General features: G+C 71.6%; 23 protein-coding genes and 1 pseudogene. 12 read left to right on the forward strand and 12 right to left on the reverse strand.

The features are described 5' to 3' along the window. Nucleotides 1–90: 90 nt before the first annotated feature. On the reverse strand, nt 91–1452 hold the full coding sequence (locus tag ACFY36_RS13740; protein WP_499746277.1) for a hypothetical protein: 1362 nt from the start codon (nt 1450–1452) through the stop codon (nt 91–93). 66 nt (nt 1453–1518) lie between these two features. Beyond that, nucleotides 1519–1734 carry a CDGSH iron-sulfur domain-containing protein gene (locus tag ACFY36_RS13745; RefSeq protein WP_499746278.1) on the reverse strand — a complete coding sequence of 72 codons (216 nt, stop codon included), beginning with the start codon at nt 1732–1734 and terminating at the stop codon, nt 1519–1521. Between the two features lie 75 nt (nt 1735–1809). Here ACFY36_RS13745 and ACFY36_RS13750 point away from each other — a divergent pair, with 75 nt between their 5' ends. Next, entirely contained in the window at nt 1810–2784 is a 975-nt protein-coding gene (locus tag ACFY36_RS13750) for an iron-containing redox enzyme family protein (RefSeq protein ID WP_499746279.1), read from the forward strand. Between the two features lie 28 nt (nt 2785–2812). Next, a complete protein-coding gene (locus ACFY36_RS13755) occupies nt 2813–3625 on the forward strand; it encodes an MBL fold metallo-hydrolase (RefSeq protein ID WP_499746280.1) in 813 nt (270 codons plus the stop codon). Nucleotides 3626–3733: 108 nt separating this feature from the next. Here the strand turns inward: ACFY36_RS13755 and ACFY36_RS13760 are convergent, their stop codons facing one another. Further along, nucleotides 3734–4366, reverse strand: a complete 633-nt coding sequence (locus tag ACFY36_RS13760; RefSeq protein ID WP_499746281.1) for a maleylpyruvate isomerase N-terminal domain-containing protein — start codon at nt 4364–4366, stop codon at nt 3734–3736. Between the two features lie 240 nt (nt 4367–4606). On the opposite strand from ACFY36_RS13760, the gene ACFY36_RS13765 reads away from it, so the two are divergent. Both ACFY36_RS13765 and ACFY36_RS13770 read left to right on the forward strand, forming a co-directional pair. Further along, entirely contained in the window at nt 4607–5551 is a 945-nt protein-coding gene (locus tag ACFY36_RS13765; protein ID WP_499746282.1) for a DUF2332 domain-containing protein, read from the forward strand. 122 nt (nt 5552–5673) lie between these two features. After that, nucleotides 5674–6249 (forward strand): carbonic anhydrase, encoded by a 576-nt coding sequence (locus ACFY36_RS13770; protein WP_499746283.1) that lies wholly within the window; start codon nt 5674–5676, stop codon nt 6247–6249. On the opposite strand, the gene ACFY36_RS13775 is transcribed toward ACFY36_RS13770, so the two are convergent. Beyond that, nucleotides 6246–6575 (reverse strand): nucleoside triphosphate pyrophosphohydrolase family protein, encoded by a 330-nt coding sequence (locus ACFY36_RS13775; protein WP_499746284.1) that lies wholly within the window; start codon nt 6573–6575, stop codon nt 6246–6248. The two genes, ACFY36_RS13770 and ACFY36_RS13775, sit on opposite strands and share 4 nt — an antisense overlap. A 15-nt stretch (nt 6576–6590) precedes the next feature. On the opposite strand from ACFY36_RS13775, the gene ACFY36_RS13780 reads away from it, so the two are divergent. Genes ACFY36_RS13780 through ACFY36_RS13795 form a run of 4 tightly spaced genes read left to right on the forward strand, consistent with a single transcriptional unit; the run spans nt 6591 to nt 8667 of the window. After that, nucleotides 6591–7190 carry a class I SAM-dependent methyltransferase gene (locus tag ACFY36_RS13780; RefSeq protein ID WP_499746285.1) on the forward strand — a complete coding sequence of 200 codons (600 nt, stop codon included), beginning with the start codon at nt 6591–6593 and terminating at the stop codon, nt 7188–7190. Further along, on the forward strand, nt 7187–7369 hold the full coding sequence (locus ACFY36_RS13785) for a hypothetical protein (RefSeq protein ID WP_499746286.1): 183 nt from the start codon (nt 7187–7189) through the stop codon (nt 7367–7369). Before ACFY36_RS13780 ends, ACFY36_RS13785 begins: the two co-directional genes overlap by 4 nt. A gap of 3 nt (nt 7370–7372) precedes the next feature. After that, nucleotides 7373–7915, forward strand: a complete 543-nt coding sequence (locus tag ACFY36_RS13790) for an AAA family ATPase (RefSeq protein WP_499746287.1) — start codon at nt 7373–7375, stop codon at nt 7913–7915. Further along, complete coding sequence (locus tag ACFY36_RS13795) at nt 7912–8667, forward strand: aminoglycoside phosphotransferase family protein (protein WP_499746288.1); 756 nt, start codon at nt 7912–7914, stop codon at nt 8665–8667. Before ACFY36_RS13790 ends, ACFY36_RS13795 begins: the two co-directional genes overlap by 4 nt. On the opposite strand, the pseudogene ACFY36_RS13800 reads toward ACFY36_RS13795, so the two are convergent. Further along, a pseudogene (locus ACFY36_RS13800) lies at nt 8656–9109 on the reverse strand (rRNA adenine N-6-methyltransferase family protein). The gene ACFY36_RS13795 and the pseudogene ACFY36_RS13800 overlap by 12 nt on opposite strands. Nucleotides 9110–9291: 182 nt before the next feature. On the opposite strand from ACFY36_RS13800, the gene ACFY36_RS13805 reads away from it, so the two are divergent. Both ACFY36_RS13805 and ACFY36_RS13810 read left to right on the forward strand, forming a co-directional pair. After that, nucleotides 9292–10215, forward strand: a complete 924-nt coding sequence (locus ACFY36_RS13805; RefSeq protein ID WP_499746289.1) for a DUF5995 family protein — start codon at nt 9292–9294, stop codon at nt 10213–10215. Between the two features lie 36 nt (nt 10216–10251). Further along, nucleotides 10252–13353, forward strand: a complete 3102-nt coding sequence (locus ACFY36_RS13810; RefSeq protein WP_499746290.1) for a PAS domain S-box protein — start codon at nt 10252–10254, stop codon at nt 13351–13353. Here ACFY36_RS13810 and ACFY36_RS13815 read toward each other — a convergent pair. Next, nucleotides 13293–14450 (reverse strand): sugar efflux transporter, encoded by a 1158-nt coding sequence (locus ACFY36_RS13815; RefSeq protein ID WP_499746291.1) that lies wholly within the window; start codon nt 14448–14450, stop codon nt 13293–13295. The two genes, ACFY36_RS13810 and ACFY36_RS13815, sit on opposite strands and share 61 nt — an antisense overlap. Before the next feature lie 40 nt (nt 14451–14490). After that, the gene (locus ACFY36_RS13820; protein WP_498660786.1) at nt 14491–14955 is read right to left on the reverse strand and encodes a GvpU-like protein; all 465 of its coding nucleotides are present in this window, start codon (nt 14953–14955) and stop codon (nt 14491–14493) included. 118 nt (nt 14956–15073) lie between these two features. Here ACFY36_RS13820 and ACFY36_RS13825 point away from each other — a divergent pair, with 118 nt between their 5' ends. After that, nucleotides 15074–15700: a hypothetical protein gene (locus ACFY36_RS13825; protein WP_499746292.1), complete on the forward strand. Its 627-nt coding sequence runs from the start codon at nt 15074–15076 to the stop codon at nt 15698–15700. Here ACFY36_RS13825 and ACFY36_RS13830 read toward each other — a convergent pair. Further along, on the reverse strand, nt 15695–15892 hold the full coding sequence (locus ACFY36_RS13830; protein ID WP_499746293.1) for a hypothetical protein: 198 nt from the start codon (nt 15890–15892) through the stop codon (nt 15695–15697). The genes ACFY36_RS13825 and ACFY36_RS13830 overlap by 6 nt on opposite strands. A 22-nt stretch (nt 15893–15914) precedes the next feature. On the opposite strand from ACFY36_RS13830, the gene ACFY36_RS13835 reads away from it, so the two are divergent. Beyond that, entirely contained in the window at nt 15915–16799 is an 885-nt protein-coding gene (locus tag ACFY36_RS13835; RefSeq protein WP_499746294.1) for an arylamine N-acetyltransferase family protein, read from the forward strand. Here the strand turns inward: ACFY36_RS13835 and ACFY36_RS13840 are convergent. From ACFY36_RS13840 to ACFY36_RS13855, 4 genes are read right to left on the reverse strand one after another with little or no spacing between them, the layout of a single operon-like run. Continuing rightward, nucleotides 16750–17238: a phospholipase gene (locus tag ACFY36_RS13840; protein ID WP_499746295.1), complete on the reverse strand. Its 489-nt coding sequence runs from the start codon at nt 17236–17238 to the stop codon at nt 16750–16752. The two genes, ACFY36_RS13835 and ACFY36_RS13840, sit on opposite strands and share 50 nt — an antisense overlap. 44 nt (nt 17239–17282) lie before the next feature. After that, nucleotides 17283–18368 carry an o-succinylbenzoate synthase gene (menC, locus tag ACFY36_RS13845; RefSeq protein WP_499746296.1) on the reverse strand — a complete coding sequence of 362 codons (1086 nt, stop codon included), beginning with the start codon at nt 18366–18368 and terminating at the stop codon, nt 17283–17285. Continuing rightward, nucleotides 18365–18976: a MurR/RpiR family transcriptional regulator gene (locus ACFY36_RS13850; RefSeq protein ID WP_499746297.1), complete on the reverse strand. Its 612-nt coding sequence runs from the start codon at nt 18974–18976 to the stop codon at nt 18365–18367. Before ACFY36_RS13850 ends, menC begins: the two co-directional genes overlap by 4 nt. Then, nucleotides 18973–19641 carry a GNAT family N-acetyltransferase gene (locus ACFY36_RS13855; RefSeq protein WP_499746298.1) on the reverse strand — a complete coding sequence of 223 codons (669 nt, stop codon included), beginning with the start codon at nt 19639–19641 and terminating at the stop codon, nt 18973–18975. Before ACFY36_RS13855 ends, ACFY36_RS13850 begins: the two co-directional genes overlap by 4 nt. Nucleotides 19642–19727 lie beyond the last annotated feature (86 nt).

The following is a 19727-nucleotide window of genomic DNA, read 5'->3' on the forward strand; positions in this document are numbered from 1 at the left end:
TTTCCTCCACTACAAGCCCGCCCGGTCGGGCGTAGGCCCAATGTGCCGCGCCCGGCTGAGAGAAACTTGTGCGCCTCCGGTGAAATGCTCTCAGCTGACCAGGAGGCCGAGGGGGGTGCCGGTCTTCTGGAGGCGGGAGACCGCGTGGGGCAACGAGATCGGCGGTGACGCCGGGCGCGCGCCGCCGGCTGAGGCCAGCACCCGGCTGGCGTGGCCCGGGGCCAGGGGCAGCATCGGATATCTGCTGGCCGCCAGCTGGTCGAGGCGGCCCCGCTCGCGGCCGAAGGAGGTCAGGGAGCGCCAATGGGCCAGCGTGGCCACCTGGTCGCTGTCGTGGCCGGGGGCCTCGGGCAGGACCGTCACCTCGTCAAAGGCGGGGCTTCCGGCCAGCCACCACTCGGCCGCCTCGACGGCGGGGCGGGCCGCCGACTCGCACCAGTACGGGACCAGGCCGCTCGCCTGGGTCTGCCATGGGTCGAGCAGGCGGCCGCAGGCCACCGCGCAGCGGTCCTCCACTGTCGCCTCGCGGAGCAGGTCGGCGACGCACGCGCTCAGGGTTTCCGGCTGGGCGTACAGAACGCGGTGGGAAGGGCGGCCCGTTTCGACCGCGATCCGGTTGAGGTCCATGCCGAAGGCCGGCTCGCCCGAACGTTCGGCGTAGCGGGGCGGCGCCTCCGACGGCATCGGCCAGCGGTCCACGCCCAGGTCGTCGAGGACCACCCGGAACGCCGGGTTGCCGATCGTGTAGTCCTCCGGCTGCCAGCCGCCGACCGGGCTGCCGAGCTGGAAGCTGTGCCGCGACGTCAGCGACCGGGCCGGCCAGGTGCGCAGGTCCCGCAGGAGCAGCGTGGCGCCGTCGTCGGTGATCCGGTCGCGCAGGAAGTCCTCGTACGCCTTCGGCATGTGGTGCCAGCGCAGATACAGCCGGACCGTCGACCCGCACGGTGGCCCGCCACGCAGCGGGTCGTGCACCTGCCGCACACTGACGCCGGGGTTGCGCTCGAGGATCCGCTCGGCCAGGGCCGCGCCCCACTCCAGCGCGCCCGGCCAGTCCCCCGCGTCGCCGCCGGGCCAGGTCAGGGTCGTGGTGAAGCTGGTCGGCAGCCAGGCCGCGCCGAGCGCCACCGCGAGGTGGGCCGCCGCGCCGTGCGGCGACCCGAGCAGAACGGCCGGATAGCTCGGGTCCCGGTAATGCCCGGTCACCCATGCGGCGACGGCCTCGGCGTCGATGGCGGCCGCCGCGTAGTGCGGCACCGCCTCGGCGTGGGCCTCCCGGGCCAGTTCGGCCCGGCGCTGGTCGGCCGGGAGCTGACCGAGGCGGCCCAGCACCGGGATCCGGCCGGCCGACGCGCCGCACTCGCGGGCCACCGCGCTCAGCAGCGACCGGCCCAGACTGTCCCCGCACACGACCCGATCAACCGGCAGGCCGGACAGCGCCCCAAACGGGATCACCCGCATCAGCTCCCTCATTCGCCGCAGCGGCCTACCCTTTTCGACCGCGGGCAAACGTGGGACTTTTCAGCGGGGCGCCGGGGTCTCCCGGCCGGTGCCGGCCCGGAAGCGGACGGCCTTGTGGGTGCCGTCGCAGAACGGCTTGACGGCGGAACGCCCGCAGCGGCACAGGGCGATGGTGCCGCGGCCGGGGTCGATGGTCTCGCCGTCGGGGGTCAGCAGCTCGAAGTCGCCCCGCACGATCAGCGGGCCGTCCTGGTACGGCACGATCTTTGTCGACATGGCCCGGCAGATGCCCACTGAGCTGCTGATCAAACAGATCGTTTACTTCACCGGGCCTGGGGAAGCCTTGCGGCCATGAAGCTCCCCACGGCCCGCGGCTCCGTCTCGGCCGCCCTCATCGACGTGCTGGGCGGGCGGGGTGGCTCGCTGCCCGTCACGCCGGTCTTCGACGACGACGAGGATCTGCACCTGAGCCTGTTCGTCTGCTACGAGCTGGCCTATCGGGGCTGGGACGGCGTCGACGACCTGTGGGAGTGGGACCCGGACCTGCTGCGGGTGCGGGCGGCGGCCGAGCGGGTCTTCGAGGCGACGCTGACCGAGCTCGTAGGGCCGCCCGAGCGCGTCGACCCGGCCACGGTGCCGGCCGGGCTCGTGAAGATCGTCGAGGAGGACGACGGGCCGTCGCTCTCCGGCTATCTGCGCGGTCGGGCCACCCTGGAGCAGTTCCGCGAGTTCGTCGCCCACCGCTCGGTCTACCAGCTGCGCGAGGCCGATCCGCACACCTTCGCCATCCCCCGCCTGGGTGGCAAGGCGAAGGCCGCGCTCATCGAGATCCAGGCCGACGAGTACGGCGGCGGGGAGCTCCCGAAGATGCATCAGGAGCTGTTCAAGCAGACGATGGGCTGGCTCGGCCTCGACACCACGTACGGCACGTATGTGGACTCCGTGGGGGCCCGCACCCTGGCCGTCAACAACGTGATGTCGCTGTTCGGCCTGCGGCGCCGGTGGCGCGGCGCGATGCTGGGCCATCTGGCGGCGTACGAGATGACCTCGACCCTGCCCAACCGGGCGTACGGCAACGGATTGCGCCGCCTCGGCGGGGACGCGGCGTCGACCGCCTACTACGACGAGCACGTGGAGGCGGACGCGGTGCACGAGCAGATCGCCGCGTACGACCTGTGCGGCTCCTTCGCCACGGCCGAGCCCGAACTGGCGGGGGACGTCCTGTTCGGAGCGCGCTGCGCCCTGAAGATCGACGAGTGGTGGGCGCGGGGCGTCCTGTCGGACTGGGACGCCGGGGAGTCATCCCTTCGTCACTGCGTGGTGTAGAACGGAGGGAAGTGGGAAGGCGGCCCCCATGCGGTCCAGCGTCACGTTTGTCGGAAACGCCACCACCATCCTGCGGTTGGGCAGCTTCACCCTGCTCACCGACCCCGCCTTCGGCCCGGCCGGCAGCCGCGTCTACCTGGGCTACGGCGCCTGGTCGAAAAGGCTCCGCGACCCGGTGATGGACGCCGTGGACATGCGCGAGGTCGACGCCATGCTCCTGTCGCACCTGCACGGCGACCACTTCGACCGGGCCGCCCGCCACCGGATCGAGCCGACCCTGCCGATCCTGACCACACCCCAGGCCGCCCGGCGCCTGCGCCGCCGCCGCTACCTGGCGGTCAGCGGCCTGCCGACCTGGGAGTGCCACGAGTACACCCGCGACCGCCAGCGCCTGCGGGTCACCGCGGTGCCGGGCCGGCACGGGCCGGGCGCGGCCGACCACCTGCTGCCGGACGTGATGGGCACGGTGGTCGAGCTGGAGGTGGACGGCCGGTGCGCCCTGCGGCTCTACATCACCGGGGACACGCTGTTCGACGCCGCGCTGGCCGCCGTTCCGCGCCGGATGGGCGAGATCGACGCCATGCTGATCCACCTGGGCGGCACCAGGCTGCTCGGCATGCTGCTGACCATGGACGACCAGCAGGGCGTGGAGCTGACCCACCTGATCCGGCCCCGCCTGACCCTGCCGATCCACTACGACGACTACAAGGTGATGAAGTCCCCACTGACGGATTTCCTGACCAGAGCAAAAGATCAAGGTCTTTCCGGCGTACGCCCGATCGAGCGCGGCGCGACCCTCACGCTCCCCCTGCGCCGCGAGGTGGTCGGCGAAGTCGCGTGAGACAAAAAGCAGCGTGGCCGAGGCCGGGCGCAGCGTGGCCGGAGCGCGGTGGCCAGCGGCGGGCGGCGCGTGATCAGAGCACGGAGGACACCGGCCGGCGGCGCGTGATCAGAGCGCGGCGATCGTCGCGGGGGCGCGCTCGGACCGGCTGAGGGCGCGCAGGACGGCGGTGGGGCCGTGGCGCTCGACGGCGAGGCGGGAGAGCACGCCGATCGTGACGTCCAGGGCGGCCCGGGGCATGGCGGGTGGATCGGCGCCCACGCTGGTGGCCAGGTCGTCGCCGTGCACGGTGAGCTCCAGGATCCGGGTGGTGAGGTAGTCGGCCAGGGTCAGCGACCACGGGCCGAACGGCAGCTGGACGGCACGGCCGGGATCCTCGGCCGGCAGGCGGCGGCGCAACTCGGTGAGGGCCGCGCCGGCGGTGGCGGTCACGGCGGGGTGGCCCGCGGCGGCGGCGTCGGTGGAGATGCGGCGGATGTAGGTGTTGACCTCGCTGTCGAGGTCGCCGTCGGTCCAGGTGGAGCGGGCGAAGTGCTCCGCCAGCGGGACCCGCCCGTCGACGACCGGGGCGTCGAGCGCGGGCGGCACCTGGACGAGCTGACTGGCCAGGTGGGCGGCGAGCGGGCCGGTGCCGAGGCGGGGCAGGGCACTCGGGGCGGCCCAGCGCTCGGCCACGGCCGGGTGGCCGAGGAGGGCGTGGGCGGTGGTGGCCGTTTCGAGGTAGACCTCAATGACAGTCACCGTTCCAGTGTGGACGTCATGCCGTGACGGCTCAACTACGTGGAGTGCCATCTCGGTGGGGTTGAGGCCGCATACCAGCGGCCGCCGGAGCGGGGCCGCCGGCTCGCCGGGCGCGCGGCGGGCGAAAAGGCGGGCGGCTGCGTCTTGCGGTCGGGTGGGCGAGGTGGCGTACCCCCTCATCCGCTTTTGACCGTTAAAGGGGGACAGTGCGGTCGGTGAATGTCTGCGATCATGCGGACCATGACGGCCGCCGATTGGTATGACGATTTCGCCGAGCGCCAGGCGCGTGGGGTTTCGCTCACGTATGAGCGATTGGCGCGGTCGGTGGCGCGCGACGACGGCCTGCTCGCGCTGCTGGAGACCGTGCCGCCGCCCAAGCGCCAGCCGAACCTGCTGTTCGGAGTCGTGCGGCTGCTCGGTGGGCCCGTGCACTCGCCGTCGGCGTTCGCGGCATTCGTCCGGTCCCACTGGCCGGCGGTCCAGCGCGAGCTGCTGTCCCGGGCCACGCAGACGAACGAGATCAACCGGTGCGCGCTGCTGCTGCCGGTCCTGGCCGCGCTGCCGCAGCCCCTCGCCCTGCTGGAGGTGGGCTGCTCGGCCGGGCTCAACCTCTATCCGGACCGTTACTCGTACGCCTACGGCCCGCACCACGTCGGCACCTCCGGCCCGCTGCTGTCCTGTGCGGCCACCGGAGCCCCACTGCCGGCGGAGCTGCCCACGGTGGTGTGGCGTGCCGGCATCGACCTCAACCCGCTCGACGTCACGAAGCCGGCCGACCTGGCCTGGCTCGACGCCCTGATCTGGCCCGAGCACGGCGAGCGCCGCACCCGGCTCCGTGAAGCGGCCGCGATCGCCGCCGCCGACCCGCCCGACCTCATCCGGGGCGACCTCGTCGACCACCTGCCCGGCCTGGCCTGGTCGGCCCCGCGCGACGCGACATTGGTCGTCTTCCACACCTCGGTGCTCTACCAGGTCCCCGACGAGACCCGCCGCCAGTTCACCTCGCTGGCCGGCTCGCTGCCCGGCCACTGGATCGCCGTGGAGGACCCTGAGGTTCTCGTCTACCCCGACCTGCCCCGGTTCTCCGGCCGGCACAAGAACGTCCTCGCGCTGGACGGCAAGCCGCTGGCCTGGACGGCGGGCCACGGCGAGGGGATGACCTGGTTCGGACCTCCTACTTTGTAGGTGGGAGATGCGTGTTGACGGCATGAGCGTCGCCGACTCCCTCCTCGAGAACGCCGCCGCCTACCGCGCATCCTTCGACAAGGGCGACCTGCCGTTGCCGCCCGCCATGGCATCCTCCTCCTGTGGAGCCGGGACGCTTGTTCTCCGATCCGACCGCCGCGCCGACCCCGCCCCGGCCGGCGGCGCGACACCTCGACCCTCCGAACCCGCTCGAGGCGCTGTCCCGCACGCACGCCGGCCGCGGCGCGCCCTATGCGGTGGTCGTCGGCTGCATCGACCCCCGGGTGCCGGTGGAAACGGTGCTCGGGCAGGGCCCCGGGGCGCTCTGTGTGGTCCGTTCGGCCGGCCACGTGCTGGACCGCGCCGTGCTGGGTTCGGTCGAGCTGGCGGTGAGCGACCTCAAGATGTCACTGGTGTTCGTGCTGGGCCACGACGACTGCCGCGCGGTGGCGGCCGCACGCGAGGCGGTCCGCACCGGACACCGGCCACCGGGCGCCCGCCAGTTCCTGGTCGACCAGATCGCACCCGCGATAGCGCCCGGCGACAGCCTGGACAGGGCCACCCGCAACCACATCCGCCGGACCGTGGCCACTCTCCGCCGGGCCGAGCAACTCCAGGAGCCACTGGCGGCCGGCCGCATCGACGTCGTCGGCGGAATCTACCGGCTGGAGAGCGGCCACATCGAGATGCTGCACTAGCGGTTGTCGCCGCTGCCGCCGAGGACGCCGCGGCGGCTGCGGTCGGCGAGCTTGGCGATGTTGGCCGCGGCCACCTCGTTCAGCGTCAAGCCGAAGTGGTCGGCCAGGACGGCGAGATACCAGAGCGCGTCGCCCAGTTCCTTCCTGAGGTCCTCGGTGTCCCACCGTGAGAAGTCGCTGCCGTGGTCGCGTACGACCTTCTTCGCCTTCTCGGCGATCTCCCCCGTCTCCCCCACGAGACCGAGCAGCAGGTGGAAGACCTCGTTGTGCTTGTCTCGCGGGGCCGCGGTCCGCAGGGCCGCCTTCTGATAGTCGTCCAGGTTCATGGCTACAGTCTCGACGTGACTTCGGAACAGGTGCGTGCGGCGTACGGGTCGGTGGCCGATCTCTACATCGAGCTGTTCGGCTCACGCGAGAAGTCACACCCCGACGACCTGGACCTCATCCGCCGGCATCTGGCGGACCGGCCCGGCCGGATCCTCGACGTGGGCTGCGGTCCCGGCCACCTGACCGACTACCTGCGCTCGCTCGGCGCCGACGCGGCCGGCCTCGACATGGTCCCGTCGTTCATCGCCCACGCCCGGGCGGCGTTCCCCAAGGGCGACTACCGGCTGGGGTCCCTTCACGACCTCGGCGCCCACTCCCTCGCCGGCATCCTGGCCTGGTACTCGCTGATCCACATCCCGCCGGCGGAGATCGACGACGTCCTGACCGGCTTCCGCCGCGCCATGGCCCCGGGCGGCGTGCTGGTGACCGGCTTCTTCGACGGCGGCGACCGCCTGGAGCCCTTCGGCCACAAGGTGACCACGGCCTATCGCTGGCCGGTCGGTGAGTTCTCCGCCCGCCTGCGCCGGGCCGGCTTCGCCGAGGTCGAGCGCCGCCGGCGCCCCGCCGAGGGAACGCAGCGCTCGTTGGCCGTGATCGCTAGCATCGCGGGGTGAAGCGCATCCTCCTCCTGGCCGCCGGTATCGGTGTCGCTGATAGGGGCGATGCCCCCACACTGCAGGCGGCGCCCGGACGCGCCACCGGCACGGCCCGTGCATTCTGGTCCAGGGCCGAGATGGTCCCGATCGACGAGGCGGTCTGGTTCACCGGACTGCTCGCGCGGGGACGGGGATAGATCATGCGGATAGCGATTTCCGGGACGCATGGAACGGGGAAGACCACGCTGGGCGAGGCGATCTGTGCGCGCCTGCCGGGGCACGTGATGGCCGAGGAGCCGTACTACCTTCTGGAGGACCAGGGGTACGAGTGTGACTTCCCGCCGTCGGCCGAGGACTACCGGGCGATGATCGGCTGCTCGGTGCGGAGTCTGCTGGCGCCGCCCTCACCGTCCGGGACCGTCTTCGACCGGTCGCCGCTCGACTATCTGGCCTATCTGGCCGCCGGCGGCGCCGACCCGGCCGAGCAGGCCGACCCGGTCGGGTTGCGCCGGGCCTTCGCCACCCTCGACCTGCTCGTCATCACGGTGATCACGCCGGAGACCGAGCGGATCCTGCCCGGCGCCGAACTGCCCGGCCTGCGCACGCGCATGAACGACGCGCTGCTGGAGCTGATGTACGACGATCCGCTCGGCGCCTGGGCGGACACCCCGGTCCTGGAGTTGAGCGGCCCGCTCGACGCCCGGCTGGACACGGTCCTGGCCGCCGCCGGGGTACGGTCGTGACCGATCCGGAGCTGTTGCAGGACAAGCCGCATCGGCAGGTCGTCCGGGTCGGCGACACCGTGCGGCGGCCGTTGCAGCCCTGGTCGCCGGCCGTGCACGAGCTGCTGCGTCATCTGGAGGCGGTCGGCTTCCCGTTCGCGCCCCGGGTGCTCGGGATCGACGACGAGGGCCGGGAGGTGCTGACCTATGTCGACGGCGAGTCCGGGCCCGACGGCTGGGCGAAGGTCGTCGACGAGGACGGGCTGGTGGCCATGGCGCGGCTGCTGCGGGACTATCACGAGGCCGTGAAAGGGTTTCGGCCGGCGAGCGACTGGGCCGGGCGGACCGGCCCCATGGCCGGCGACGAGATCGTCTGTCACGGGGACTTCGGCCCGTGGAACCTGGTGTGGCACGGCAACCGGCCCGTCGGGATCATCGACTGGGACTACGCGTGGCCGGCGAGGCCGGCACACGACGTGGCGTACGCGCTGGAATATGTCGCTCCGTTCCGGGACGACGAGACCTGTCTGCGGTGGCTGCGCTATCCCACGCCACCGGACAGGCGGCGCCGGATGGAGATATTCGCCGGCGCCTACGGCACAGCGGTCGACGTGGACGAGGTCATCGCACAGCAGGAAATCGTCTGGGAGCGGGCGAAGCTGCTGGCCCGGCAGGGCCGGCAGCCCCAGGCCGAATGGCAGGCCAGCGGCTTCCTCGACGAGACGGCCGAGCGGATCCGGTGGAGCCGCGCCAACCGGGGGCTATTCACATGACAGGAGCCGGAACAGGGTGAGCCACTGCTCCGGCCACACCTCCCCGGCCGGTTCGGCGTCCAGCCGTACGGCCCGGCGGGCCAGGCGCAGGACGCCGCCGTCCACGCGGGGCATCGGGCGGAACGCGCCGCGCGGCACACGCCCGGCCAGCTCCCAAGCGATGAGCGGCCATGTGCGGACGGTCAGTTTGGACCAGCGGCCGTAGTCGCCAGTGCGTTCGCGGGCGTACTCCCGCCATGCTTGCGTCGATTTCGTACGCCACGACGCGTGCCGACCGGCGCAGAAGCTCATGGGTGAGCTTCCCGCGACCGGCGCCCGCTTCGTAGACGAGCTCGCCGGCCTGCAAGGAGGCGGCGTCGGCCACCCGGCGTACGGCAATGGGGTCGTGAAGGAAGTTCTGTCCGAGAACCCGCCTGTTGCGGGCATGCTCGTGAAGGGCCACGGCCGAGAATCCATTCGAAGCAGGAATGTGGACTCAGCGAGGGCCCTGGCGGTGCTAAAGGTCAGATGTCAGACAAGATGACCCTCCCCCGGTCGACCGGTTTTCCGGCTGTGACGGATCTCGCGGGACAGGTTACTGACAAGTTGGTGGCGAAACGGTGTTTCGCTGTGGAGAGTGGCGCCATGACTTCGACGTTCGATCGTGCTGCCGCGCAGGGCAGCGCGGAGCTTCTGCGCGAGAAGCGGCTCGAGCTGTCCGCCCTGACGATCCCCTCCGGGCGGGGCTGGGCGCCGCTCGGCTCGCAGGTGACCGATTGCCTGGTGAAGAAGCCCGCGACCATCGGCGAGGTGATCGCCATGCTCGTCACCATGCAGCAGATCCTCGACGAGCTGCCGCCGAGCCCGGCCAACAACCGCGTGTCCGCCTTCAACGAGCTCTATCTGAAGATCACCCGGCGGGTGGACTCGGCTCTGGTCGACGGGGTCAACTCGCCCGAGTTCCTGGAGCGGCTCGACGTCGAGTTCGCGCGGCGCTATTTCGCGGCCATCGACCTGTGGAACAACGACAACGAGGACACCCCCGACGTGTGGGAGGTGCTCTTCAAGCGGGCCGGCGACGTCGAGATGACCCGCCTGACCGCGGCCATGCTCGGCGTCAACGCGCACATCAACCACGATCTGGCCCTGGCCCTGATCGCCACCTGGGCCGACCTGGGCGCGCCCGAGCCCGGCGACGACGTCATCCACCCCGACTACCTGCTGGTGAACGAGATCTTCTACGAGGAGATCCCGCCGCTGCGCCGCGGCTTCTCCGACCGCTGGCAGATGGAGCTGGACAAGTTCGTCGGGCCGCTCGACGACTGGAGCCAGCGCATGCTCGTGACCGTGACGCGGGCGCGGGCCTGGGACCAGGCGCGCCGTCTGTGGCTGCTGCGCCACGACGAGGACGACTTCGAGCAGGCCCGCCGCACCATGGACCGGGCCGCGTCGCTGCTGGCCGAGTGGGCGATCGCCGGTGACCGCCTGCTCTCCGAGACCGGCGACGCCGTGGCCGGCGGCCGCAGCCTGCTGCGGCGGCTGTTCGGCAAGCGAGGGATCGCCGCCTAACCTCAAATAGGTTCCGGCGCCGCCGATTAGGTATACATGCTTCGTGCGGCGGCGCCACCCTCGTTCGGCGCCCTGTTCGAGTCGTCGCCGATCGGCATGGCCGTGGTCGGCCTGGACGGCGAGTGGGCGCGGGTCAACCCGGCCATCGCCGGCATGCTCGGCTATACGCCGGACGAGTTGCTCGCGTGCACCCGCCGGGCGATCATCCACCCCGACGACTACGACAACGACACCGCGCAGGCGGCCGACCTGCTGGCCGGGCGGATCGACAGCTACCGCACGCACAAGCGCTACCGGCGCCGCGACGGCGGGCTGACCCACTGCCTGCTGACCGTCACCATGCTGCGCGACGACGACGGCGCGCCCGCGCACTTCCTGGCCCAGCTGGTCGACGTCACCGCCACCCTGGCCGCCCAGCAGGCCCACGAGCGCAGCGAGGAGCAGTTCCGCACCGCGTTCGACGGCAGCCCGATCGGGCTGCTCATCGCCGACGAGCACGGACGGTTCCGGCGGGCCAACCCGGCCGCGGCCGCGCTGACCGGGCGCCCGGTCGACGAGCTGATCGGCCTGACCCACCGCGAGATCACCGATCCGGCCGACATCGAGGCGAGTGCCCGGGCCCGCCTCGCGCTGCTGCGCGGGTCGGCCGACGTGCAGTACGACAACCGGCTGCGGCACGCCGACGGCCGGATCAGCTGGACCCGGGTCAGCCTGTCGCTGATCCCCGGTCCCGACGGGCGCCGCTGGCGGCTCGTGCAGTTGCAGGACATCACCGCCGAGCGGGCGGCCGCGCTCGCCGCCGAGCGTGAGGTGCAGCGCCTGCGGGCCACCCTGGCCGTGCAGCGTGACGTCACCGCCGCCGCGGCCGACCGGGACGCGGCGCTGCGCGTGGTCGCGGCCCGGGCCGTCGAGCTCTTCGAGGACGCCGACGGCGCCACGGTCGAGCTCGTCCAGGGCGACGACCTGGTGTACGCCGCCACGGCCGGCACTCTGGCCGCCGCGCACAACGCCCACGTGCCGGTCGCCGGCTCGCTCAGCGGCCAGGTGCTGACCACCGGCGCGCCCGCGTACTGCTCCGACACCACGGCCGATCCCCGGGTGGACCGGGCCGCCTGCGTGCGGCACGGCATCGGCTCGATGATGATCGCCCCGCTGCACGCCGAGAACCGGGTGATCGGCTGCCTGAAGGTCTCCTCGGCCCGGCCCGGCGCGTTCGACGCCACCGAGGTGCAGCAGCTGGCCCTGCTCGCCGACAGCCTCAGCTCGGCCCTGCAGCACGCCGACGACGCCGCCCGCAACGCCGCCCTGCTGGTCGAGCGCACCCACGCGCTGGCCCTGCTGGAGGCGAGCGAGACCCGTTTCCGGATGACGTTCGACAATTCGCCGCTCGGGCTCGGCCTGATCAGCCTGGCCGACGGCGTGCCGGGCCGCTACCTTCAGGCCAATCCGGCCCTGTCGGCGATCACCGGCTACGCCGCCGACGAGCTGCTGCGGATGACGTACGCCGAGATCGTGCACCCGGACGACCGCCCGGCCGACGCCACCCCCGGCCGGTCGGTCGTGCGCTACCTGCACAAGAACGGCCACGAGGTGTGGGTGTCGTCGCGGACGGCCGAGGTCCGCGACGACACCGGCCGGCCGCTCTACCTGGTCAGCCAGGCCGAGGACGTGACCGCGCAGCGGGCCGCCGAGGCGCAGATGCGCCGGCAGGCCCGCCTGCTGGAGCTGATCCCGGCCGCGGTGATCGTGCGCGACCTCGACGGCACCATCCGCTGGTGGAACGCGGGCGCCGAGCAGCTGTACGGCTGGCCGCTGTCGGCGGTCGCCGGCAAGAACATCCACCGGCTGCTGTCCACGGTCTTCCCGGACGAGTGCACCGAGCAGGACGCGCGCGACGGCCTGGTGCGCGACGGGCACTGGGACGGCCCGCTCGAGCACCTGACCGCCACCGGCCGGGTCGTCACCGTGCTCAGCCGCCAGGTGCTGCACCTGCCGGCCGACCAGATCCTCGAGATCAACACCGACGTGACGGCGGCCCGCACCGCCGAGCAGGCCCTGGCCGAGAGCGAGCAGCGGTTCCGGGCCCAGTTCACCCATTCGGCGGCCGGGCAGGCCGTCTACGGGCTGGACGGGTCGCTGGTGTCGGTCAACCCGGCCTACGCGGCGATGCTCGGCCACACCGTCGAGCATCTGGTGGGCCGCCACGACCGCGACTTCGTGCACCCGGACGACCTGCTGGAGAGCCGCCGGCACCGCGCCGACCTGTTCACCGGCGAACGGGACGCCTACACGCAGGAGGGCCGCCTGCGGCACGCCGACGGGCACTGGGTCGACGTGTCGGCCACGTTCTCGGTCGTCCGTGAGGTGGGTGGCCGCCCGAAGCACCTGATCGGCGTGATCACCGACGTGTCCGCCCGCCGGGCCGCCGAAGCCGACCGTGACCGGGCCGCGGCCGCGCTGGCCGAGCGCAACGCCGAGCTGGAGGCGGCCGACCGGCTCAAGCTCGACATCATCGGCATGCTCGGGCACGAGATCGGCAACCCGCTGTCGTCGATCCGCGGCTACGCCGAGGTGCTGACCGAGGGCGCCGGCGAGGCCATGCGCGAGCGGGCCGTGGAGGCGATCGCCCGGCAGGCGGGCCGGCTCGACGACATCGTGCGTGAGGTTCTCGCGATGGTGTCGATCGACGCGGGTTCACTCACAGCCGTACGGCAAATTGTCTCTCTGCGCGACCAGATCACCCAGGCCCTGGTGGCGATGGATCTGGAAGACCTGCGGGTGCTCGGCGACGACCGGCGGGCGCTGTGCAATCCCGGGCATCTCCAGCAGATCCTGGCCAACCTGCTGTCGAACGCGGGCAAGTACGGCGGCGGGGCCACCTCGATCACCATCGGCCACGACGGCACCCGGGTCAGCGTCAGCGTCGCCGACAACGGACCGGGCGTGCCGGCCGAGTTCCGGCCGCGCCTGTTCGAGCGGCTGGCCCGGGCCGAACGCGACGCGACCAGCGTGCGCGGCACCGGCCTGGGGCTCTACATCGTGCGTGGCCTGGCCCGGGCCAACGAGGGCGACATCCGCTACACGCCCAACCCGGACGGCGGCTCGATCTTCGTCCTCGACCTGGAGGCGGCGGCGTAGGCCCGGCCCGAACCGAGAAGGAAGGCCACCCCGCCGAGGGCGGCCGCCACCCCGCACAGCACCAGCGTCGCCCGGTAGCCGAGCTGCTCGACGGCCACGCCGGAGATGATGCCGGAGACCAGGAGCCCGGCCGTGGTCGCGTTGGCGAACAGGGTGGTCGCGCGGCCGGTGGCCGGGGCCAGCAGATCCTGGAAGTAGCGGATGCCGGCCGCGCCGACGATCGCGATGCCCACGCCGCGCAGAGCCTGCCCGATCAGCAGCATGGCCATGCCCGAGGACACCACAGTCAGCGCGTAGTAGGCGACGAACGAGCCGAAGCCGCCCAGGATCACGGCCCGCTGGCTGACCCGGTCCGGCAGAACGGCCAGTCCCAGCGTGGCCACCACCTCGACCGCGGCGCAGACGCTCAGCAGCACGCCGACCGACGCGGCCGTCTGGTGCAGGCCACGCGTGACGAACAGCGGCAGGGCCAGACCGCCGGCGAACATCGCGGTGAAGAACAGGGTGACGCTGGCGGTGAGCAGCACCGGGGTGCCGCCCGGGGCGGAGGCCGTGACCTCGGCGGCCCGGGGCCGGGGCACAGCGAGCAGGGTCAAGGCGGTCACGAGGAAGACGGCGGCGGCCGACCACATCAACCAGGTGTAGCCGCTGCGGGACAGCACGAGCGCGCCCAGCAGCGGGCCGACGGCCCAGGCCAGCGACCAGGCCGCTCGCAGCAGCGGGGCCGACCGCTGCCCGGCCGGGCCGTCGCCGAGCGCGGAACGGGCCAGGGCGAAAAGCTGGGGGAAGGCCGCGCCCATGGCGCCGAGCACGGTCGCCGCCATCAGAAGCAGCACGAAGAAGCTCGACACCCGGGGCAACAGCGCGTAGCCGGCGGAGCCCAGCGAGATCACGGCGATCGCGTACCACCGCGAGGGACGCCGGTCGAACCGCCGGCCCAGCCACCAGCCGATCGTGATGCCGCCGAGGGCGGCCACCGACGACCAGACGCCGATCTGCCACGGCGTCAGCCCGACGACATCGGCGCCGAACAGCACGATGTACGAGTGGGCCATCGAGTCGGCGATGCCGAGCAGGAACACGGATACGAAGAACACCGGATCTTCGTACCGGGCCGTTCGATCGAGCGACAGCGATTTAGATGCTGGCTCCGGGGGTCCAGCCCGAGATGTCGGCCAGGCGCCCGCGCCAGAGGCGGCCCTTGGTGGCCTGGGTGCCCGGGTAGTGGATGCGGGCGTTGCGCAGGTGGATGTAGCGGGTCGGGGTCATCAGGGCCGCGTACTGCCGCTGGGTGACCTCGTCGCCGACGTCCCGCGACTTGATCGCGGCGTGGGCCAGGTCGGACTGCTCCTTGACGTGCTCGGCGGTGCCCACGTAGAACGCGTCCTCGTGGTCGTTGAGCTCACTGACCTCGGCGAACCACTGCCACTGCGGGATCAGCTCGCCGCTGATGAGCAGTCCGCCGACGCTGAGACCGAGCGGCACGCCCGGATCGACGGCGTCGCTGAGGCGGTCCATCTGCGAGACGTAGGTGGCGAGCACCCCGTCCGGCTCGGCCCAGTCGAAATGGGCCGCGCCCCCGATGAGCATCGGCTCGAACACCACGCACCCCTTTCGGTCGGCTTTCCCCCGAAAGCCGACTCTAGGTGAGCCGACAGCCCGTTATACGGGTTTCGGCCGACTCGGCTATCGTGCCCGCGCTGGCTACGCTGGGCCGACCATGGATCTCGTCGTTCCCGCCGCCCTCGTCGCCGACGTGCGGATGCCCGCCCTGGCCGTCACCGACGGCTCCCCCGACCCGGAATGGGTCGACGTGCCGATGAGCGTGTGGCGTTTCCGCCGCCACCCGTCCCAGCGCCTGCCGGTCGACGCGACCACGGCCCGCGCGATCCGCCGTCACACCCGCCTGGCCCCGCTGTCGCTGCCGATCTCGCTGCTCTCGATCGTCTTCCTGATCGTCGGGGTCACCGAGGGCTCGCTCCTGGCCCTGGCGGGCACGCTGATCACCCCGCTCTGGAACCTGGCCGAGGGCCGGGGCCGCCCCGACCTGGATCCCTACCGCACTCCCCTCGGCGACCTGCGCATTCCGGGCATCCCGCTGGAGGTGGCCCACGAGTGGATCAGACTGAACCCGGGCGTGACGGTCACCGACGTGCCCGCTCCGCGCCGTTACTCCCGCCGCTTCTACGCCTGGTCGGCGATCGGCCTCGTCGCGGCATCGTTCACCCTGGCTCTGGTGCTGACCAACGACGGCCGCGAGCACAACCTGTTCTTCTTCCTGCTGATCCCGGCCTTGTTCATCGCTGGCGTCTGGACCGCCACGAAGACCGCACCCCGCCTCTCATAGCCCGGCTGGAACGACCGAGCAGGCCTCGCCGATCTCCCCCTCGCGGACGAGACCCTCGATCGCGTCGATCATCGCGGTGAGGCCCGGCCGCGGCGTGACGACCAGGTCTGTGGTGAAGAAGTACCGCCCGCCGGCCGCCTCGCCGGTTTCCGCCCACCGGCGGAGCGCGGCATCGATCGCGCCCAGGGTCAAAGGGAGCCAGTTTACTGGCGTCATGAACACGGGGATCGATGTCGACGGCTACCTTCGGCGCTTGGGGCTGGACGGGAGGGCGGGGCGCTCACCCAGCATAGAAGCGCTCACCGAGCTTCATCGGGCGCACGCCGAGCGTGTTCCGTACGAAAGCCTCGAGATCTGGCTCGGACGGCCGACCACTGTGGACCCGACCGAGTCGGTCGACCGGATCGTTCGCGGGCGCGGCGGATACTGCTACCACCTCAACGGCGCGTTCTCCGCGCTGCTCCGCGCGCTCGGCTTTCACGTGAGCCGCCACGTCGGCGGCGTGCAACCGACGACCGGCCGCCCGCCCGGGGCCGATGCCAACCACCTCGTGCTCACCGTCTCCGGTCTACCATCGGCCGAGGCTCCGGACGGGCGGTGGCTGGTCGATCTCGGCATGGGTGACGGGCTGCACGAGCCCCTCCCCTTGGTCGAGGGCCTCCATCGGCAGGGCCCGTTCACGTACGGCCTGCGCCCCTCCGAAGCCGAACCCGGCGGCTGGCGTTTCGACCATGACCCGCGCGGGGGTTTCCTCGGCATGGATTTCCGGGCCGAGGCGGCCGAGATGACCGCCTTCGCCGATAAGCACCAGTTCCTCTCCACTTCGCCCGAGTCCGGCTTCGTGCGCACGGCGACCGCGCAGCGCCGTGACGCCGGAGGCGCCGACGTGCTGCGCGGTCTCACCCTGTCCCGGGTGTCGGAGACGGTCAGCCGCACGGCTCTGGAGACTCCCGGCGACTATTTCGCGGCCCTGGCCGACCTGTTCGGACTCACGCTCGACGAGGTCTCCGCCGCCGAGCGGGCGGTCATGTGGCGGCGGCTGGTGGAGGCTAAAGAAGGGCCGCGGCCCGGTCCAGGTCCTTCTGCTGTACGGCTGTGAGCGAACCGAAGACCTTCACCGCCTGGTAGTACGTCCACGCCAGGCTCGTGCAGGCCGGGCGGACGGCCGCGCTGTACGTCGCGCACACGCGCTTCAGGTCGGCGTAGAACGTGTCGTCGACGCGGGACTTGTTGGCCGGGAAGGTGCCGATGGCCTTGTAGTTGCGGTAGCCGAAGTCGTGGTGCCAGCAGGGGATCTCGAAGGCGAACCCGAGCGGGTTGTCGGGGCTGGACGAGCAGTAGTCGGTGGACCAGTCGAAGCCGTAGGACGCCCAGGGGGCGCGGTTGTTGCGGGCCGCGTTCCAGGCGTTGAAGCTGGCCTCGGTGGGCTGGCTCCAGTTGGACAGGACGGTGGCCTTCGAGTCGGCGGCGTGTGCGGCGGTGGGCACGAGCGCGATGCCGAGGATCAGCAGCAGGACGACGAGGATGCGACGGGCCATCGGAGCCTCCTTGGTGGGGGTGCCAAGAGACTCCATTGTTTCGATTAACTTCGATATATCTCAAGGGAATCGTTGGTGTGGGCCGAGATGAACTCCAGGTCCGGCTCGTAGCCGAGCCCGGGCCCGGTGGGCACCTCGACCAGCCCGTCGACGCTGACGACGGGCTCGGTGGTGACGTCGCGGGCGTAGTACTTGTCGGAGCCGGACACGTCGGACGGCAGGGTGAAGCCGGGCAGGGCGCTCAGGGCCACGTTCGCGGCACGGCCGATGCCGAACTCGTGCATGCCTCCGCACCAGACCGGGATCCCGTGCTCCTGGGCCAGGTCGTGGGCCCGTACGGCCGCGGTCAGCCCGCCCATCCTCGACACCTTGATGTTCAGAACGCGGCCGGATCCCAGGCGCAGGGCGGTGTGCAGGTCGTCGAGCTCCTCGATCGACTCGTCCAGGCAGACCGGCGTGGACAGCCGCTTCTGCAGGTCGGCCAGCGCGGCGAGCGCGCGTGGCCCGTACGGCTGCTCGATCATCAAGAGGCCGAAGGCGTCGAGTTCCCTCATCACGTCGATGTCGTCCGGGGTGTAGACGCCGTTGGCGTCGACGTGCAGCGGAACCGCCGGGAACGCGGAACGGACGGCCCGCACCGGTTCGACGTCCCAGCCGGGGGCGATCTTCAGCTTGACCCGGCGGTAGCCCTCGCCGACCCGCTGGGCGACCTGCTCCAGGAGAGCGTCGATGGTGGGCTCGATGCCGAGGGAGACGCCGGCCTCCACCTTCGTCCGCGTTCCGCCCAGGGCGGCGGCGAGCGATCGGCCGTCGGCTCTCGTCCGCAGATCCCAGGCGGCCATGTCGAAGCCGGCCCGCGCGAACTGATTTCCGCGCACGGTGACCGAACCGCCTCGGAGAACCTGGGGCGCCAGGTGGTCGCGGGCCACGGCCCAGCACGACTCGACGGTCTCGGCCGAGTAGAACGGGCCGCTCGGCGAGGCGATCTCGCCCCACCCCACGGCGCCGTCGGCGTCGGTCAGCGTGACCAGGATGTGTTCCAGGAAGCGCTTGGCGTGCGAGCTGGTCTGGAACTCGTGCACCAGCGGCAGGCGGACGCGGCGCAGCTGAACGGTCTGGATGTCGGTCATGTCTCGTCCACGTAGAGGTTGAGTTCGGCGGCGAGGGCGTCGCGTTCGTGCAGACGGCGGCCCGCGCCCTTGGAGCTGGCGATGGCCAGGGTGGCCAGCAGGTGCAGGGCCAGGACGATCGAGGTGGGCGAGTTGGCGTACGAGGCACTGTCCGGCTCGACCACGATGGCGACGGCGGCGGCGCCGGTCAGGGGCGCGTCCGGGGCGTCGGTCACGAGAATCAATTCACCCCCGTGCCGGGTGTACGCCTCGGCGACGTCCACAGTGTCCCGGCGATAGCGCTCCATGGAGACGGCGACGAGCAGGTCGCCCTGCCGGATGTCGGCGAGCATGTCGAGGGGCCGCGTGACCGACTGCACGCCGGAGAGGCCCGCGCTGAGGTCGGCCGCGAGCAGGGCCGCGTACGCCTGCGACTTGCCGTTGCCCAGCACGAACCGCCGCCGGGCCGAGACGATGCGGGCGGCCGCCCGCTCGATCGCGTCGTGCTCGGCCGCCCAGGCCAGCGCCTTGCCGAACTCGGCCCGCTGCTGTTCGAGGACGCGCTGCTTGAGCACCTGGGCCGACCGCCGCTGGACGTTGCGGTCGAAGCGCTCGGCGGGTGTGGTCACTGGACGTTCCGCACGAACGTGTAGCCCACCTGGTCCGGGACTTGTTGCCTTTCCACACTGACGAGCCGTCGGCCACTGGCGAATTCGGCTTTGAGGCGTTCCCTCAGCGCTGCCCGGTCGTCGGCGTGGGGAGCGGCGAGCCGATCCGTAGCGGGGGTTACAACAATCGATATATCCAATTTTTCGGCATAAGGCTTATATAAGTCCCAGGAGACCAGCAGTCGGTCCGAATCCCCGTCGTCGTAATAGTCGGGCAGGAACCGGATCGCTGTCGCGCCCAGGACGGTGAAGTTGAAGTGGGCGTTGCGCAGGGCGTACGGATCGAAGGTCCACCGCATCGTCCGCGCCCCCGTCCCCCGCGCCGCTTCGGCCTGCGCCTGCTTGAGCTTGCGCCCCACGCCCGCGCCCTGAAGGCCCGGCGCGACCGCGGCCGCCTGCGAGTAGTGGTAGAGCTCGCCCTCCTCGACCGCGCTGAACCCGTAACAGAAACCGACGAGCTCGGCCTCCCGGAACGCGCCGATCACGGTCCCGGCGTTCTCCCGCAGGGCCGCCAGCAGCCGCGGGCTGACCCCGAACTCGGGCTGCTCATAGCCGAAGACGGATCGGTAGAGCGCCGACGCCGCCGTCCACTCGCCGAGCCCGGCGAGATCACGCACCACGATCACCCGGCCACCCCCTCGCGCTTCGCACTAAGATACGAATCGTATAACCGGCATCATGCACCCTGTCTGGCGCGTTGACAACGCTTGGA

It is taken from the genome of Actinoplanes sp. NPDC000266 (assembly GCF_042899005.1).
Taxonomy (GTDB): Bacteria; Actinomycetota; Actinomycetes; order Mycobacteriales; family Micromonosporaceae; genus Actinoplanes.

Bases quoted from the DNA above. Each gene is read 5' to 3' on its own strand.
- ACFY36_RS13745 (WP_499746278.1), bottom strand. From the start codon at position 1,734: ATGTCGACAAAGATCGTGCCGTACCAGGACGGCCCGCTGATCGTGCGG.
- ACFY36_RS13750 (WP_499746279.1), top strand. From the start codon at position 1,810: ATGAAGCTCCCCACGGCCCGCGGCTCCGTCTCGGCCGCCCTCATCGAC.
- ACFY36_RS13755 (WP_499746280.1), top strand. From the start codon at position 2,813: ATGCGGTCCAGCGTCACGTTTGTCGGAAACGCCACCACCATCCTGCGG.
- ACFY36_RS13765 (WP_499746282.1), top strand. From the start codon at position 4,607: ATGACGGCCGCCGATTGGTATGACGATTTCGCCGAGCGCCAGGCGCGT.
- ACFY36_RS13775 (WP_499746284.1), bottom strand. From the start codon at position 6,575: ATGAACCTGGACGACTATCAGAAGGCGGCCCTGCGGACCGCGGCCCCG.
- ACFY36_RS13790 (WP_499746287.1), top strand. From the start codon at position 7,373: ATGCGGATAGCGATTTCCGGGACGCATGGAACGGGGAAGACCACGCTG.
- ACFY36_RS13805 (WP_499746289.1), top strand. From the start codon at position 9,292: ATGACTTCGACGTTCGATCGTGCTGCCGCGCAGGGCAGCGCGGAGCTT.
- ACFY36_RS13810 (WP_499746290.1), top strand. From the start codon at position 10,252: ATGCTTCGTGCGGCGGCGCCACCCTCGTTCGGCGCCCTGTTCGAGTCG.
- ACFY36_RS13825 (WP_499746292.1), top strand. From the start codon at position 15,074: ATGGATCTCGTCGTTCCCGCCGCCCTCGTCGCCGACGTGCGGATGCCC.
- ACFY36_RS13835 (WP_499746294.1), top strand. From the start codon at position 15,915: ATGAACACGGGGATCGATGTCGACGGCTACCTTCGGCGCTTGGGGCTG.
- ACFY36_RS13840 (WP_499746295.1), bottom strand. From the start codon at position 17,238: ATGGCCCGTCGCATCCTCGTCGTCCTGCTGCTGATCCTCGGCATCGCG.
- menC (WP_499746296.1), bottom strand. From the start codon at position 18,368: ATGACCGACATCCAGACCGTTCAGCTGCGCCGCGTCCGCCTGCCGCTG.